Genomic DNA, 16,383 nt, shown 5'->3' with positions numbered 1-16,383 from the left:
CCCTCTCCTCTAATCCGGGGAAACTACAGGACCTTAACTTATTAAAGAATGAAAATTGTTTCGAAAACGGAAGCCGCCGCCCTGATCAAATCGGGCGACCGGGTATTCCTGCAGGGAGCCGCCATGACTCCAAATACCCTTATGAATGCCATATGCGACCGATATGAACACTTATCGGATGTGGAAATCATCTCCATTCATACGGAAGGCAGCGTGCACTATGCCACCCCTCCTTACAACAAAGCATTTAGAATCAATAGTTGTTTTGTTGGGGGAAATGTCAGAAAGGCCGTCAATACCAATAAGGGGGATTATATCCCCATATTTCTGAGTGAAATCCATCTGCTCTTCAGAAGGAATATACTTCCTCTTGATGTGGCATTGATCCAGGTTTCCCCCCCAGACAAACACGGATATTGTTCTTTGGGAGTTTCGGTAGACGTTACCCTTCCGGCAATTCAAACAGCCAAACTCGTTATTGCGCAAATTAATCCCTGTGTACCCAGAACACACGGAGATGGCATCATTCATTTCAGTGAGATTGATGCTGCCATAGAAGTGGATGCCCCCCTGCATGTTCATCCCATGGGTGCCATATCAGACATCGAACATCAGATCGGACGGCATGTGGCTGAGTTGATCGAAGATGGTGCCACTCTGCAGTTGGGAATAGGTAATATTCCCAATGCCGTGCTCACCAATCTGGATAATCACAAAAGACTGGGCGTACATACCGAGATGTTTTCCGACGGTTTACTTCCCTTGGTAGAAAAAGGGGTGATCACCGGGGAAGAAAAAACATTAAAATCGGGACGTATCGTTACCTGTTTTGCGGCTGGCTCACAGGATTTATACGACTTTGTAGATGATAACCCCATTGTCAACTTCAAAGAAGCTGCCTATACAAATGACACGAATGTTATTCTGCAAAATCCAAAAGTTACTGCGATTAACAGTGCAGTTGAAATCGACCTTACCGGACAGATCTGCGCCGATAGTGTGGGTACCCGACAAATCTCCGGGGTGGGCGGACAGATGGACTTTATCCGTGCTGCCTCCCTTTCTGAAGGAGGTAAACCCATTTTTGCTTTCACTTCCCAGACTAAAAATGGATTATCTAAGATTACACCTACTTTAAAGCACGGGGCAGGTGTTACCACTACAAGGGCCCATGTACATTATGTGGCAACAGAATTTGGTGTGGTCAACCTTTTCGGTAAGAACCTGCACCAAAGGGCTAAGGCTTTGATCTCCATCGCCCATCCCAACCATAGAGAGGAGCTTTCCAAAGCTGCCTATGAAAGATTTGAACGTGACTAAAGAAAACATAAAATGCACTTGAATCAATACATAGACCATACCCTGCTAAAACCTACGGCCACAGAAGACGATATTAAGGCCCTATGTGAAGAGGCAGTACACCATAATTTTTATGCGGCCTGTGTCAATAGTTGTTACCTTCCACTTGCTCGGGAAATACTCGGTACATCAGAAGTTAAACTGGCTGCTGTTATAGGATTTCCACTGGGCGCAATGGCAACAGAGGCCAAGATCAGTGAAGCGAAATACTGTATTAAACACGGAGCAAACGAAATTGATATGGTCCTCAACCTTGGATGGTTTAAATCAGGTCGACATCAACAAATAATCACCGAAATTAAGAGTATTAAAAGTGCAATTCAAAAAGGGGTACTCAAAGTGATCCTTGAAACTTGCTATCTTTCAGATGAAGAAATCCGGACGGCTTGTGAATTATGCCTCGAAGGGGGTGCAGACATGGTTAAAACCTCAACGGGTTTCGGACCCGAAGGTGCAACCCTAAATGCAGTTAACATCATGAAAGAAAGCGTTGGGGATAAAGTCGGGATTAAAGCCTCAGGAGGCATCCGGGACCGGGAAACTGCCCTGGAGTACATCAAGGCAGGAGCAACAAGAATCGGCACATCATCAGGGGTGAAAATGATGAAGGAATAAAATACACGTTATGAGTACACATATCAATGCGAAAAAAGGTGATGTTGCTGAAACCGTATTACTACCGGGAGATCCGCTGAGGGCTAAATGGATAGCAGAAACCTACCTGGATAAGGCTGTTTGCTACAATCAGGTTCGCGGGATGCTGGGATATACCGGATTTTACAATGGGAAGCGAGTTTCTGTTCAGGGAAGTGGTATGGGGATCCCGTCGGCTATGATCTATTACCACGAGCTGATAAATATGTACGGGGCTAAAAATCTCATCAGGGTTGGGACGGCTGGCAGCTATCAGAAAGAGATTGGTATTAGGGATGTGATCCTTGCCATGTCTGCCTCCACAACATCTTCCATCAATGATCAGCGATTTAACGGGGGTCATTTTGCCCCCACTGCGAATTTCGAACTCTTCGAGAAAGCACAAACCTATGCTAAGGCCAACAATATTTCAATTAAAGCAGGGAACATCCTTACACATGACCTCTATTATGAAGATGATTTAGACGATTATAAGAAGTGGGCTGATTACGGAGTCTTATGTGTGGAGATGGAAACAGCCGGACTCTATACAATTGCAGCCAAGCACAAAGTAAAAGCTCTGGCTATCCTGACCATTTCAGATTCCCTTGTAACCGGTGTAGCTACAAGTCCGGAAGAACGAGAAAGTAGCTTTAATGACATGGCGGAAATCGCCTTGAATATCGCTTAATAGGTTCTGAGCTAAGTAAGTGCTTTATTTTCGGAAAAATGACATACAGGCATCTACCACAAATTGAGGCAAAAGCATATTTTTCGGACTGCAGGCGATTTCGATATTTACTGACAATAAAAGATCTCCGCAGGAAACCTGGCAAAACCGTCTGTGTTATCATGCAAAATCCAAGTGTGGCTGATGAAGACATCGCTGACAAGTCGGTTCAATTTCTGGAAAAACTCATTTTTGAAAAGGAATTACCAGAATTCAGAGAGGTAAACCAATGTATTATTGTCAATCAGTTTGCCCGTATTCAAACCCGGGACTTTGAGGGAAAGAAAGAGGATATTGGGAAACAAAATGACATCTATCTTGAAAGAGCTATCCGTGATGCCGATATAGTCCTTCTTGCCTGGGGGAAAAGGAATCCGTTTTCTGAGCGCCAGCAGATGAGCCACAATATGCTCAAAAAATTCGGAAAGAAAGAAATTTTGATGACGAGGAAGCATCCTTCCAGAGGAAGGTATACTGATTTCATAGAGCCCTTTGAGATCCATTGAGAGCCATATGACTTAAGTAGATAACCTTTCCAACATGTACATACAGGAATTGAGATAGGGCTATTTCTGAACTGAGGGTGGTCTGTATTTTTGGAAATCCCGATCGTTCTAATCAGGAATCAGCATAATTCCTTATTTTTAGATCATAATACCTTTTTATTGTTTACTTAATCCTGTATTAATTTTGCTGACAAACGCTTGTAAATATGCCATTAGAGCAGTAATCTACCTCGGAATGAAGAGCAGTGAACAGAACAAACTGAAAGCTCAGACTATTGCAGAGGAGTTGGAAGTTCCACAGCCTTTTTTGGCGCAATTGCTAAGAAAGCTAACTGTTGATCATCTGGTCTCATCTTCCAAGGGGCCCGGAGGTGGATTTTTTCTCAACGAGGATAACCTGTCCAATACGTTGTGGGATATCATCGTTTCTATTGACGGGGAATTCAAGTTTGACGATTGTTTTTTGGGCCTGGTCAAATGCAACAACGTCAATCCCTGCCCGGTACACCATATCGTCTCCCCTTTCAAAGAAAATTTATTGGCCCATTTTAAGGAGAAGAGCATTGTTACTCTGGTCGAGGAAATGAAAAAGGACGGGACTATAATTTCCTTAAAAGGAATTATTTAAACTTCAGGAACCCCATTAAATATTGGAAAAGACGATCCCCGACAAATAAATTCGTCAGGGATATCCTTTTGGCATGACATAGTCCTCCTGTCGATCTACCTATCGTCTGTCTGCCATATTCACCTCCTCCGTAATTGCTCCATTCTTATCCCCAACTTTATGGGCCCTTAAACTTTGTTGGAGCTCTTCCCTCCTGTTATTGGCAAGGCTACTTTTATTCTGGGTGTGATAATGCCGGAGCTGATGTTCTTTCTGCCTGCCCGAACTATAATTTGAAATACGTTTCAGATACCCGATCACCCGGGTAGCATGATCAATATTAGACGATCCGCAGCCACTACATTGCCATATGGTCCTCTTGTCGATATGTGAACAATCATTACAGATCGTAATTCTGATATTAAAACAGAAGTAATTACACCCGGCCCTGGCCGTGGCGTGGATAAGTTTTAAAAACCCTTCCTTGTTAGGCGTTTCCTCCAGGTTCAGGTGTAATGCGGAACCACCATCCAGATACTGAATGATCTCTTTTCCATGCAGAATGATCTTATCCAGTGAATTTGTATTATCATCCTCCACGACATAAAAGTAAGAGTTATAGCAATCCCTGGGCACAAACAATCCATCCTCCCTGTCCCACTTGGCATTTTTTACCCCCAGATTCTCTGCAGGCACGAACTCCGTGTTGAACATGTATCCATATTGCTCTTTGGCTATCCTGTTTTCCTGATAGATCGCTTTCAGATATGTATTGACGAAATTTTTGTACGATGCATTGTTTCCTACCTCGATTCCTCTGCTTTCCGCGGCTTCCACCATGCCATTGATTCCAATAGTAAGAAATTGTTTATCGAGGGAGATAAACCCCGATCGGTAAACCGGTAGCATGCCTGCTGTATTGTATTCATCAATTAGCTTTCTGAAAGCGACCTGGTATTTATGTACCTTTCTGACCTCCTCTGTTATATCCGCATTTTGCTGTATAAGCCTATTCATGTTTAAGGTAATAACATTGATAGAGCCCGTGGCCACGCCCCCCGCACCCAATGAATAACTGAATGTTTTGTCACTGATTTCATTACGCAGCCTGCAGCAGGATGCAAGGCTATCCGCATTTTCAGACTGATAGATAAAAAAGGAATTTCCCTCACTGAGTTCTTTTGCACACATCTCGGAGAATTCACTATCTGCAGGGTTCCCGTCCTTAACCAGCATAGCCGCTGTCACCACAGGGAAGGTCAGAACAGCCTTCGTGCGTTCCTCGTTGAACCATTTCATGAAATAAGCCTGAAGGTTTTTGACGCTTTCCCATTGGGGACGCACCATATCCGGAAATACAAAATCGCCGAACATACTCTCAAAATAAGGCCTGTCATATAGGGAAATATTCCAAAATACAGATTGGTACCCCCTGGCGGCAGCGGGCTGGTTGATGGCGTATATCACATGTTGCAAATGGTTGGCAATAAGTTTCTCATGGGTTTCCAGATAGTTTTTTCCATAGTCCTTGGCTGCAAAATGGTCGAAGTACATCAGGAATTCTACGGTCGCCAATGCGCCGGCGAATTGGGAGCTTACAGCAAATACAAGGTTGACAAACTCTCCACAGAAGCTCTCCAGGTGCTTGGGTGCCTGGCTTTCTCCCCCTAGTTTGGTGAGGCCATCCAGCAGGAAGGGGTACATACTGATGGAGGCACAGTAGGGTTTTAATGAGGTTTCATCATGTACATAGATTTCGTGCGACTCGATCTGCCTTATATATTCTTCCGCCAGCTCAGGCCCGAACAGGGAAGAGATCTTTTGTTTTACCAATATCCTGTTTACCTGAATATTGATATCCTTGTTCAATTCGGCTTCCATGGTGGCGATGTTTTTTGAAGTAACGTTAGCGTTGGCATCTACCTTGGAACCATCTGCTGCATTATCTGAATGCAGATAATGGGTAATAAATTCGATTTTGTTTGTAATCTGTTCTTCTGTGAGTCGTATCATATCTATATTTAATTAGTGATGAATAAAGAGTTTAGTACTTTGTTGCTTTTTACCTCCCGAAAAACCTGATTTGTCGTTTTGCTGTTGAGACCACCCCTATTTTTATCCCACCTACCAGTCTTCACCCAGGTTAAGTGTTCCAGGATTTTTTCATCCACATCCTCTGCACCGGAATAGAGACATGTTTTATATCCCTGGTTACGAGCATACTTCAGTTTCTTGATCAGTTCATTCCTATGCCATTCCCCTCCCATGAACACGACACACGTGGCAAAACCAAAATATCGCTTCAGTATCTGTTTATAGGTTCGGGAGGTTATTTTTTCTCCATTCCTTTTTTTCCACAAGAAAGGGGAATGGCATCCTTCGCAGCGCAGGGGACAACCCGATATGGTAAAACAGAGACTTATCTCCCCAGGAACTTCCTGGAGAACAACGTGAAAATCATAACAATACATAATACAGGATTAAATGATTATTTTATCTTTTTTAAAATTAATTTCAAAAGTTATAAAATTTGGTGTTATCCTATTGAGTTATTAAAAGGTTTTTAACAATGCTTGAGACTGGGAATATTACCCTGTGGGTCAGACATTAACACTGTCGGATATGCCGCCGCCTGGGATTGAGATGAAGATTTTGGTACTTGGTTATTTCCTAATACCCATGCTGTCCTCTACCCAGGCCTGTGAAAACAGGTAGGTGGGTAACAGGACTATTGTTTTATCAAGGAAAGTTCAGGTAAGTATTCCGTTTCATAACTGATCACTGACAAGGCATCGTCATAGGTCTAAAAACCGATCATTCACACTCCTGCTAGACAAATAAAAAAACAGTAGGGGCTGCCACAGATTTTTAGTATTCATTCAATAATCAATGTTTTTTTGATGCCATTAGTGGCAGTATCCATTTTTTGAACTTTCATTTTGTGTATACCTTCAATTATTTGATTTATGAATATGCAACCATGATTTCAATCATTCCTTTTTAGTTATTATTTGGATTCGGAATAGATTTACACCATCAAAGAAAAAAATTTTCATTTAAATAACTATAATATGACCTTTTTATATTTTATTATTTATATTTGCTCTAAATAATTTATAGGTCAATCATTATGAATAGTTTATTAGATAAAGAAGTTGGTCAAATAGTAGCAGAGGACTACAGGAGCGCGGCAGTTTTCAGCAAATATGGTATTGATTTTTGTTGTAATGGAAATCGTAACCTTTACGAGGTGTGCAGCAAAAAGAAAGTAGAGGTGGAAATAGTGGTGAAAGAGATTGAAGCCTTGACAAGCGATGGCGAAAAGCAGGGGGACAATTTCAACACATTGCCCCTCAATGTCTTGGCAGATCACATTGAGCAAAAACATCATCGCTATGTAGAGGAACGAATTCCAATATTAAAGCAATATCTGCACAAGATCAATACAGTACATGGTGAAAGGCATCCTGAATTAAAGGAAATTTACAGGTTGTTCTCAGAGTGTGCTGGCGAACTCACCATGCACATGAAAAAGGAAGAGCTCGTCCTGTTTCCCTTTATCCGGAAAATGGTCCTTTCCTTAAAGCATAATGAAGCTGTAGAATCACCCAGATTCCTCACCGTTACCAACCCCATTCAGACCATGCGGGACGAACATGAAAGCGCCGGAGATATTTTCAGTAAAATATCCAGTCTTACCCATTCCTATACCCCTCCGTCGGATGCATGCAGCACATACAAAGTAGCCTTTTTAATGCTAAAGGAGTTTGAAGAGGATTTACATCTGCATGTCCACCTGGAAAATAATATCCTTTTTCCAAAGGCTGAGAAGTTGGAGCGGGAGATGGTGCTAAAAATGCCCAGAAATCAAGCCATATGATTATTTAGTTGACTAGTTAGCAGTATTTTGCTTATTCTCGTTACAAAAGGAAATAACATATTCTTGAAAATGAGAACATCATTCAACAAGAGAAAGACAGGAATTCTTGCCACTTTAGTTGCGGTTCTTGCCTCAATGGCCCTTTCCTATGGACAATCGCCATGTGATACCCTTTACTTTGATAGCCATGGGTATGAGATCAGAGGATATTTCTACAAATCAGGTACTCCGGCTTCCCCTACCCTGATCTTTAGCCAGGGTTTCATGGAAACAGGGGATATTTGGAATATCGGGAAAACCTTGTCAGCAAAGGGGATCAATGTGTTTACCTTCGATTTCAGGGGATGTTTTGAGAGTGGCGGAAAGCAAAGCCTTTCAAACTCCCTGGAAGATATTGGCGCAGCATTGAGCTTCATAAAATCAGATGACCTCGCTGCAAAATACCCTTTAGATACTACCCGACTTGTCGTTGGAGGCTACAGTTTTGGGGGGCATATGTCCATGATCCAGGCGGTGAACGATCCGAGTATAAAAAGGGTTATTAGTATCTCAGGAGGAGATTTAGGGATATTTGCTCAACAACTGGATGCCAGCCAGGATCTGCAAATAGCCTATTCCGGGTATTTCAGGGAAATCGAAAAGCCAGATGGTCCGGTAGATTTTGAATTTGAGGTGCCTATCAAGGAACTACTTCTAAATCGGGAACATTTTGATATTTACAACCAATCCGCAAAATTGGCCGATGTGGATATTCTGATGGTCGGTGGCCTTGATGATTCTACGGTGAGCATGGAGGACCATATTCTTCCTCTATACCGGCAGCTAAAAAAGAACAAATCTCAAAATATAAGGTGTCTCATCTACCAGACCAATCACTCCTATAAAAATGTGTCTGGCCAACTGATGCATGACCTATATGACTGGATCATGTACTCGAAGTCCAGGTGAATACCCTGCTGAAACCCTCACAATTGTATTTAAATCAAGATAGGTCAGAACCCATTTATGTCATGTTTCCAACAAAGACAGGGTTTCCAGAGATCGGAATAAATTTTTCTCACTTCTATAGTTCCCCATTACTCTCAATGCAGGTATTTGGTCGGTTGCCGGCTGCCGATGGAAATCATCTGTTTCCGAAAATGCCAGATCGTATATTAGATACCAAAATACTAACAATGCCCAAAGCAAGAAATAAACTGGCCAGGGATAGTGCCATGGAGAAATTCCCGAAAACCGGAAAATTGAGCCAGCTCGCCATCGCCCGGTAAAAGATCAGTCCTTCCGTTAAAGCAAAGCCCGATAAGTACATAATGTACAACCCGCGGGGTATTTTTATCATCTTCCAATATTCCAGCACCAGGAATATACCCAGGGTAATGAGGCCCAGAAATGTTAAATGAAGGTATCCGATGGTAAAATCCAATATACGTACTGCCAAAGCTGAGAAGTAGGGAATTGCACCTATTCCCTGCAAAATGAGTTTGAAAAATACGATCAGACCCATGATTCTCATAAGTCTTCTTCTGAAGACGGGAATCTGAGACTTGCGGGCAAAGTCCCAGCACATCTTCAAAAACAAAAAGACAGCAGCAAGCTGAAGTATTGCCCCCAAGGCCCCTAAATAGTTGAAAATCAGCGGCGGTTCTACCCATAGCGCAGACAAAAGCAGTGTAAGGATAACCCCGATGTTTAATAACCAGTAGAGTGGCCTGAGGATTATATTCGGGAACTGCGTTTGTCTTTGCTCCAGAATGAATAACACTAACCCAACCAAGGATAAAATCATCCACCCATTGTATTGGAAATGCAGATAAAAATAGATAGCCATACGATACCAGATGGACGCGGGGCCCAAAGTTGCGATTATCCCTCCCAGGGCCCAGGGACCCGCACTGGAAAGCACCATATACCAGAGGGAGGCCTTGATGAATTTATAGCTATATCGTTCCTTAAGTTCCTTTTTAACATGTTTTGAAAAAAACCAGAAGAACCAGTAGGATGCAAAGAGGAACAGGGTAGAAAATGCAATAGAAAATGCGCCATAGCCCTGAATAGGGAATGTCAGCAGCATCCCGCAAAGGGTAAGCTGGGTAAACCAGAAAAGATAGCGATAGTTCGTACTCTGCCCTTCAGGGTTCAGGAAAGTCTTAACCAAAATGGTGGTCAATGCAAGATAAACCCAACCAAGGAGGGCGATGTGCGAATGGGTATGTACAATGTACTTGTATTCAACTGCCCAGCCAAAGAGCCCGAACGACCTTAGGACGACTCCCAGTATAGCCGCTATGGCAAAATAGAACAGCGCTGTATGGATATGGTTCCTTAGATTCATGACAGCCGTTCCCTGAGCATTCTTTTAGCTTAAAAATCCTTGCGTTTTGACAAATAACTAAGGCGCCAAACAGGCAGAATGGTCCAAAGCAGAAGGGCGGTCATGGAAATTATGAAACCCAGATTGGTGCCAAAGAAATTTTTAAAGACGGCCCCCGTATAGCCCAATAGGGCAGAAATGTCTAGTTTGAGCAGGATCAGTGTCCTGGAGAGATCAACAGGATTGAACATGGTAGCGACAAGGGAGAAAGTGTCCAGGGGATATTCCTCAAAAACAATGAGGGACATGAGGAACAAACCATCGTAGATAACGGCCAGGAACAACCAGACCAGGATGGCATACCCAAAACCCTTGATCCTGTTTTCATGCATCAGTGCGAGGTTAAAGGACAGTGCGGTGAAAATCAGGGTCAGAAATGTTCCGTTCATCAGCAAGAGGGAAAAATCAAAGATTACGGTGCTTTTTAATAATCCATATGCTACGAAAGGTATTCCCAGTCCCAACAGCAAGCTCAAGGTTAGTGAGAGGGCTACCCCGAGGTATTGTCCCAAAAAGATCGAAGATCTTTTTATTGGCTGGGCCAACAATAGTTCTGTAAACTCTCTGGAATTGTAATAATACATGATTCCGAAAATGGTCCCAATAAGCGGGACCAGCACAATGATGATATTCATTAGGGTAATTATCGCTTTAGATACATCGTTATTCAAAAAAAGCAGGACAAAGCCCAATGCCAGGTAGAATAAAAAATAGAAATAGCTCCAACTGCTCCTCATCAGGTCAAAAAAACTGTATTTAAGGATTTTAAACATGGGCTGATTTGTTTGCAATGGCCGCTATGGCATGTTCAACATCGTTCTGTTTGGTCTGTTTTTTCAGTTCTTCCACACTTCCTTTGAAATAGATCTGGCCTTCAAGCAGGTAAATAATCTCATCGGCCATTTCTTCCACAAAGTGCATGATATGCGAGGTCAGTAAAATGGTCTTCCCATTGGTCCTTTCGTAACGGATCAGTTCCTTAAGCCGGATCAGGGCATTGGGGTCCAGGCCTGTTGTAGGTTCGTCCAGGATGATCAAGGGCTTGTCAAACATAAAGGTGAGTACAATATTCACTTTTTGCTTGGTTCCGCCTGATAGCGTTCCCAGTTTTTTGTCGAGAAAAGGTTGCAGCCCGAACAGATCGATAAGCTGTTCTTCATTAGTCGTGGTCTGGTGGAGGTCCTTTATCATTTCTATGAGTTCTTTTACCTTCAGGTTGCCCGGGAAATTCGCGATCTGAGGCAGATATTCGATTTCCTTGCGGTATCGCCATTGGTTTCTGATGTTTTTTCCGGAAATCGAAATAGATCCCTTATCAGGCAGTACCATGCCCAGGATAGATTTGATAAGTGTGGTCTTTCCGGAACCGTTTGGCCCCAGGATAGCGACTATTCCTCTGGAACTGATTTCCAGATCAATGCCGCGGAGCACCTCGTTCTTTCCAAATTTCTTATGGAGATCTTTTATGTGGATCATGGGTTCTTTTTCATTAAAGGGTTAGCGTCAAACAGATTGTCTGGTGTAAATACGGGGGATACTTTTTCCGAGAAATCGATGATATCCATAAACAGACTTCTTAGAAGAATAATCGTTTCTGGTGTTCGGTTCACAATATAGGAAAACAGTTTTACGGGTCTGTAGGGGACATCTCCCACACCGTTCTTGTCCAGGTCGTATCCTGTATAGTTACTCCAGTAATTTCTGTCGAACACATTGTCATTCAATCGGCTGTTATAGGAAATGTCAAAGGAATTATAAAGAAAATTATTTCGGGTAAAGGTATTGGAATAACATGCCCCTAAAACCTTTATTGCCCATCCGTTATTCCTGAAATCATTTCCCTCATATACGATGCGGTTGGAGCCCTCGATGTTGATTCCAACGGTGTTCTCTTCAAAGGTATTCCCTTTAATTTCGGCATCATTGATCTCCTTCAGGAGCATCCCGTAGGCTGCCGCACCCCAGTTTTTTCGAAAGGTATTTCCATACATCTTTATCCTTTTGGAGAACATTACGGCCACTCCTGCCCCATTCCGCTCAAAGGTATTATCAGTATACATGTCATCATTGGAAAACATAAAGTGAAGGCCATACCGGAGATTATCCAGGCTATGGTTATCCCTTATGGTAATATAGTCAGAGAACTCCAGATAGATCCCATCCCGTGTGCCACTGACAATGTTTCGTTCCACCTCCACGTGTTTGGAATACCAAAGCTGGATCCCGTTGCCTGAATTATACTCATCCCTGGCATCCCCGATGATCTTGTTGTGATAGATCCTGCCACGTTCCGATTTCTCAATATAGATCCCAAAGAAAAGATTTTCAAGTACAACATTCTGGATCAGGAAATCAGTGCTTTTTACCACCCTGATTGCCGCATAATCTGAAGTATAACTTGTCCCCACATTAATAATATAAAGGCCGTCAACAGTAACATGGTCTGAGGCAATCCTGATGATCTCCCCTTGTTCCTCTCCATCGATGACCGGGTATCCCCGTCCTAAGATGGTTAGGGGTTTGTCTACCAGGATATTGAATTCCCTGTAGGTTCCTTCAAGGACCAGAAGTGTGTCATAATCCGAGGCCAGGGCAACTCCCTCGCGAATAGTCTTAACGGGGCAGGACTCACAGACCTCAACGGTCCGGGCCTGGGCAGACCAACAGAACATCAGGAACAAGACCGAAATTACTTTATTTAGATTCATCTATTCATTTTCCTTACAATACTGTGTGCATGATCGAAGCGTTCACCGTATAATCTAAGTCCATAAAGATACCATTATAGTTTTGATACATGGGGGTCCAAATTCTGCATCAGGGTAAGCGTGTTGCCGTCATTGGTCACAGCCTTTGCTCTGAACCTGTCATTTCTGATATCCATGGAACAATGTGCACAGTGGTCATATGAATGAGCGAGAACATGGGTAATAAAAAGGCATAGGAATCCTGAGAAAACTATTCTTAAGCGTTTCATGCTGGTATTGATATTTTATGTGATAAGGTTAATCTTCGGGTGGTGTTTGGTTCAGGATTTGGCTTCGGGCCCAATTATTGTCTGTTTCTTTTGGCAGGGAAAAACCGCTGAACCTTGATAATCATTTTTTTTAGTTTTCAAATCTTACTTTTAATTCATCCCAGGTGTAGAGCTCGCCTCCATTTACATTTTTTGCCTCCTGAGCATTCTCAGGAGTTTTGAAAGCTGTCAGAAATTCCCCCATAGGGCTGGGAATATTTTTACTGATCAAAAATGTCGCTTTGGTGGCATCTATCAGTGTGCCCGGGCTATCATAATCATTGACCAGAAACAATTCCAGCTCTACCTCTTCAAAATCCTTCAATTGATTGAGCATACATTCAGTGGCATCGAATTTATACACCCTTCCTTTTTGGGTAACAATCTCAGCCGCATGCTGCCGGTCAACAATGGTCATCCTGCAATAATGACAACCATCCGAACCATAATCAATGGGTTTTGGTCCCCTAGAGCATCCGTATCCAATGATCAGGAATGTAATCAAAAGCCATACTTTTTTCATGAGGCAGCTAAAGGTTTTGTCTTTCTGACGTTCGATATTTTTTTGCTTTTCCAACCCATGTAGGAAGCAACCAGAGTAAGCATCATTCCGGTAAACATCATCCAGGCGCCTGTTGATGGGAGGGATGACACTTCAAAGTTGAGCATCTTGGCATATCCGAACAGAGGTGGTTTATAAGACATAGGTGTACCGTCAGGATTGGCCAGTTTCATAATAGCATTAGGATCTAGATTCGTGCCATAGTCTACCATCCATTCGTTGAAGTCGTACATCCCCAGCACCCCGAGAACAGACATCAAAACAAACCAGCCTAAAAACCATCGAAAATCGACTTTTTTTAAATACCCGAGAATCCCCACAAGTACTCCAAGACCAATCATTATCCCTATAACAATTGGGAAAGTACTAAACTCCCACATTTCCTCAGGTTTGGGAAGGGTTTTCATACCAATGTAATGATTTAGTCCATCGATATTCTGGATATCAAATTCGTTGACATCCCTGATCCCATTTATATGAATATTCATACCAAGAGGATCCGGATATTGCGGAGCACCAAGCATGATCGTCCACAATGGAAAAACATATAGTCCTAAGAGAAATAAGGGGCCTATAATCATCAGTATACTTGCCTTTTTCATTTCATTCATCAATTAGTGCAGATTCAATAAAGTCCTGCTTTTATTAATTTATTCGTTTAGGAAAGAAGAAAGCGAGCAGGTCAATAATAACGCTGCCCGCTTTCATTCAGAAAAAAACCAATTAAACCTTACTCTCCCAGGGTCCAGCTGAGTTCAATATTTGAACTGGCCGGTGATACTCGAACATAGCCTTGCATTTCCTGATGCAATGCCGAACAAAAATCGGTACAGTAGAAAGGCCATACTCCTACCTTTTTAGGTTCCCATACCGAGGTTTTAGTCTGCCCTGGCATAACCAACAATTCAGAAGTATTTTGTCCTATCATAGAGAATCCATGAGGTACGTCAAAATCCTGTTCATGATTTGTGATATGGAAGAAAACCTTATCCCCAACCTTTACACCTTCAATATTGTCGGGTGTGAAATGACTTCTGATTGTTGACATATAGATATGAACTTCATTCCCATTCCGCTCTACCCTTGCCTGATCGGGTGAAGTGACTGCATAAGGATGCTTATTCTCATCGAGGCGATAGATCTTTTTGGAGTTTGCACGAAGTAAATCAGCCGGGCATCCGGCCGCATAATGAGGCTCACCGTGTGTCGGAAAGTCGTATATCAACTCCATTTTCTCTCCGGAAATATCATAGATCTGGGCAGAGTGCTCCATTTCAGGTCCGGTAGGCAGGTATCTATCTTTTGTGATTTTATTCATTGCGACGACATACTTGCCAAATGGTTTTCTGGAATTTCCTCCGGGAATCATTAGGTGACCTACAGAATAATACGTAGGTTTTCTGTCAATAACTTCCCAGGACCCTACATTCCATTTAACGACTTCAGAAGAAATAAAGAAGGTAGTATATGCATTTCCTTTATCGTCAAATTCAGTATGTAACGGACCAAGGCCCCCACTTTTTACTACTCCAGCCATCACGTCCTCAAACTTGAGAATCGGAATGCCGTAAGCTTCACCGTCAAATTTTTGCTGCTCAATAGCAGCAAGCATATTAGTGAAGGAGTGAACAGTAATATCAGCAGATAGTTTACCCGCGCCAATTATATATTCCCCGGTGGGGTCCACATCACATCCGTGAGGTGATTTAGGAGTAGGAAGGAAGAATACCGCTCCAGGTACTTCGGTAGGATCTACGGTTAGCACCTCTTTTTTCATAGTAGTGGTTCCCATATGGGTTTCCTCGTCGTAGACATTGTGGGCATAATTTGCGGCCATCTTGGTTCCACCGCCGTTGTTCACATATTCTTCGATCTTCTTCCAGTTAATGGCTGCGATAAAATCCTTGTCATTTTGAGAAGAATTGACTTCCATCAAAGAGTTGGCTTCTTCCGTATTATAAGTGCTGAAGAAATGCCATCCATGGGAAGCTCCTCGCCCAGGGTGAGAAAGGTCATAGTTAAATCCGGGCATCATCACCTGGAATTTAATATCAAGCCTGCCAGTTTCAGGATCAACACTGATAAAACTTAATGCCCCTTTAAAATTGCCTTTATACTCGTTAATTGGCATATCCCTCTGTGGGACAGGTACTGAAAAACGTGTTCCGGCGATTACATACTCGGTGTTTTCCGTAATGAAGGAGGAACTGTGATTTCCTGCACTATTGGGTATCTCAATGATCTCCTCGGTCTCGAAAGTGCTGAGACTTACCCGTGCTATCCTGGGGGTATTGTTTCCATTGACAAAAATCCACCGGCCATCGAGTTCGCCATTAGTTTGTGAAATATCCGGATGGTGAAGATCATCCCAAGGAACAAAGCCAAAGGAAGTATTCAGCATGGGTTTGGTTTCTTCAGAATATCCATACCCGGAGGTAGGAAATTGCGAGAAAACAGGGATCTCTTTAAACATACGCCCTGAAGGAAGTCCGTAAACGGTAAGGTTGCCACTATAACCTCCTGAAAGGAAGGCGTAGAATTCGTCCTGTTCTCCCGGAGCTACGTATACTTTTTCTGCTGCGTTGGACGACAGGGCGCCATTAGAGGATTTTCCGGAGTCATTACATCCGGTTATCACCAGCGCCAACCCTAAAAATGTCAGCAAGGAATATCTTAGTTTTTTCATTGTAGTTGTTTTTAGTATTTATTTCTATAGTTA

General features: G+C 42.7%; 17 protein-coding genes. 7 read left to right on the top strand and 10 right to left on the bottom strand.

What is annotated here, in order from left to right; all coding sequences use genetic code 11:
• The first annotated feature begins 48 nt into the window (after positions 1-48).
• The 5 genes from AB8P51_RS00670 to AB8P51_RS00650 all read left to right on the top strand — a co-directional run bounded on the left by AB8P51_RS00670 (position 49) and on the right by AB8P51_RS00650 (position 3,856).
• Positions 49-1,320, top strand: a complete 1,272-nt coding sequence (locus AB8P51_RS00670; RefSeq protein ID WP_369746843.1) for an acetyl-CoA hydrolase/transferase family protein — start codon at positions 49-51, stop codon at positions 1,318-1,320.
• A 12-nt stretch (positions 1,321-1,332) separates the two neighbouring features.
• Positions 1,333-1,974: a deoxyribose-phosphate aldolase gene (deoC, locus tag AB8P51_RS00665; protein ID WP_369746842.1), complete on the top strand. Its 642-nt coding sequence runs from the start codon at positions 1,333-1,335 to the stop codon at positions 1,972-1,974.
• Between the two features lie 10 nt (positions 1,975-1,984).
• A complete protein-coding gene (gene deoD / locus AB8P51_RS00660) occupies positions 1,985-2,683 on the top strand; it encodes a purine-nucleoside phosphorylase (protein ID WP_369746841.1) in 699 nt (232 codons plus the stop codon).
• A 38-nt stretch (positions 2,684-2,721) separates the two neighbouring features.
• Positions 2,722-3,228: a DUF1643 domain-containing protein gene (locus AB8P51_RS00655; protein ID WP_369746840.1), complete on the top strand. Its 507-nt coding sequence runs from the start codon at positions 2,722-2,724 to the stop codon at positions 3,226-3,228.
• 184 nt (positions 3,229-3,412) lie between these two features.
• The gene (locus tag AB8P51_RS00650; protein ID WP_369746839.1) at positions 3,413-3,856 is read left to right on the top strand and encodes an Rrf2 family transcriptional regulator; all 444 of its coding nucleotides are present in this window, start codon (positions 3,413-3,415) and stop codon (positions 3,854-3,856) included.
• A gap of 99 nt (positions 3,857-3,955) precedes the next feature.
• Here AB8P51_RS00650 and nrdD read toward each other — a convergent pair whose 3' ends face one another.
• A complete protein-coding gene (gene nrdD / locus AB8P51_RS00645) occupies positions 3,956-5,848 on the bottom strand; it encodes an anaerobic ribonucleoside-triphosphate reductase (protein ID WP_369746838.1) in 1,893 nt (630 codons plus the stop codon).
• 8 nt (positions 5,849-5,856) lie between these two features.
• On the bottom strand, positions 5,857-6,306 hold the full coding sequence (nrdG, locus tag AB8P51_RS00640) for an anaerobic ribonucleoside-triphosphate reductase activating protein (RefSeq protein ID WP_369746837.1): 450 nt from the start codon (positions 6,304-6,306) through the stop codon (positions 5,857-5,859).
• 659 nt (positions 6,307-6,965) lie between these two features.
• Here nrdG and ric point away from each other — a divergent pair.
• On the top strand, positions 6,966-7,715 hold the full coding sequence (ric, locus tag AB8P51_RS00635) for an iron-sulfur cluster repair di-iron protein (protein ID WP_369746836.1): 750 nt from the start codon (positions 6,966-6,968) through the stop codon (positions 7,713-7,715).
• Positions 7,716-7,784: 69 nt separating this feature from the next.
• Entirely contained in the window at positions 7,785-8,663 is an 879-nt protein-coding gene (locus tag AB8P51_RS00630; RefSeq protein WP_369746835.1) for an alpha/beta hydrolase family protein, read from the top strand.
• A gap of 175 nt (positions 8,664-8,838) precedes the next feature.
• Here the strand turns inward: AB8P51_RS00630 and AB8P51_RS00625 are convergent, their stop codons facing one another.
• The 8 genes from AB8P51_RS00625 to nosZ all read right to left on the bottom strand — a co-directional run bounded on the left by AB8P51_RS00625 (position 8,839) and on the right by nosZ (position 16,350).
• A complete protein-coding gene (locus tag AB8P51_RS00625) occupies positions 8,839-10,047 on the bottom strand; it encodes a hypothetical protein (protein ID WP_369746834.1) in 1,209 nt (402 codons plus the stop codon).
• Positions 10,048-10,076: 29 nt separating this feature from the next.
• Positions 10,077-10,859, bottom strand: coding sequence for an ABC transporter permease (locus AB8P51_RS00620; protein ID WP_369746833.1), 783 nt, complete (start codon positions 10,857-10,859; stop codon positions 10,077-10,079).
• Positions 10,852-11,562 (bottom strand): ABC transporter ATP-binding protein, encoded by a 711-nt coding sequence (locus AB8P51_RS00615; protein ID WP_369746832.1) that lies wholly within the window; start codon positions 11,560-11,562, stop codon positions 10,852-10,854. The genes AB8P51_RS00620 and AB8P51_RS00615 overlap by 8 nt, the downstream gene beginning before the upstream one ends.
• The gene (locus tag AB8P51_RS00610; protein WP_369746831.1) at positions 11,559-12,794 is read right to left on the bottom strand and encodes a nitrous oxide reductase family maturation protein NosD; all 1,236 of its coding nucleotides are present in this window, start codon (positions 12,792-12,794) and stop codon (positions 11,559-11,561) included. Before AB8P51_RS00610 ends, AB8P51_RS00615 begins: the two co-directional genes overlap by 4 nt.
• A gap of 74 nt (positions 12,795-12,868) precedes the next feature.
• A complete protein-coding gene (locus AB8P51_RS00605; RefSeq protein ID WP_369746830.1) occupies positions 12,869-13,063 on the bottom strand; it encodes a hypothetical protein in 195 nt (64 codons plus the stop codon).
• A gap of 130 nt (positions 13,064-13,193) precedes the next feature.
• Positions 13,194-13,625 (bottom strand): nitrous oxide reductase accessory protein NosL, encoded by a 432-nt coding sequence (locus AB8P51_RS00600; RefSeq protein WP_369746829.1) that lies wholly within the window; start codon positions 13,623-13,625, stop codon positions 13,194-13,196.
• On the bottom strand, positions 13,622-14,266 hold the full coding sequence (locus AB8P51_RS00595; protein WP_369746828.1) for a hypothetical protein: 645 nt from the start codon (positions 14,264-14,266) through the stop codon (positions 13,622-13,624). The genes AB8P51_RS00600 and AB8P51_RS00595 overlap by 4 nt, the downstream gene beginning before the upstream one ends.
• Before the next feature lie 128 nt (positions 14,267-14,394).
• A complete protein-coding gene (gene nosZ / locus AB8P51_RS00590) occupies positions 14,395-16,350 on the bottom strand; it encodes a Sec-dependent nitrous-oxide reductase (RefSeq protein ID WP_369746827.1) in 1,956 nt (651 codons plus the stop codon).
• Positions 16,351-16,383 lie beyond the last annotated feature (33 nt).

The sequence above is a fragment of the Muriicola sp. SD30 genome, assembly GCF_041205185.1.
In the GTDB taxonomy this organism is placed as follows: Bacteria; Bacteroidota; Bacteroidia; order Flavobacteriales; family Flavobacteriaceae; genus Muriicola.
The sequence above is the reverse complement of the archived record's forward strand: the minus strand, read 5'-3'. Positions and strand labels throughout refer to the sequence as shown.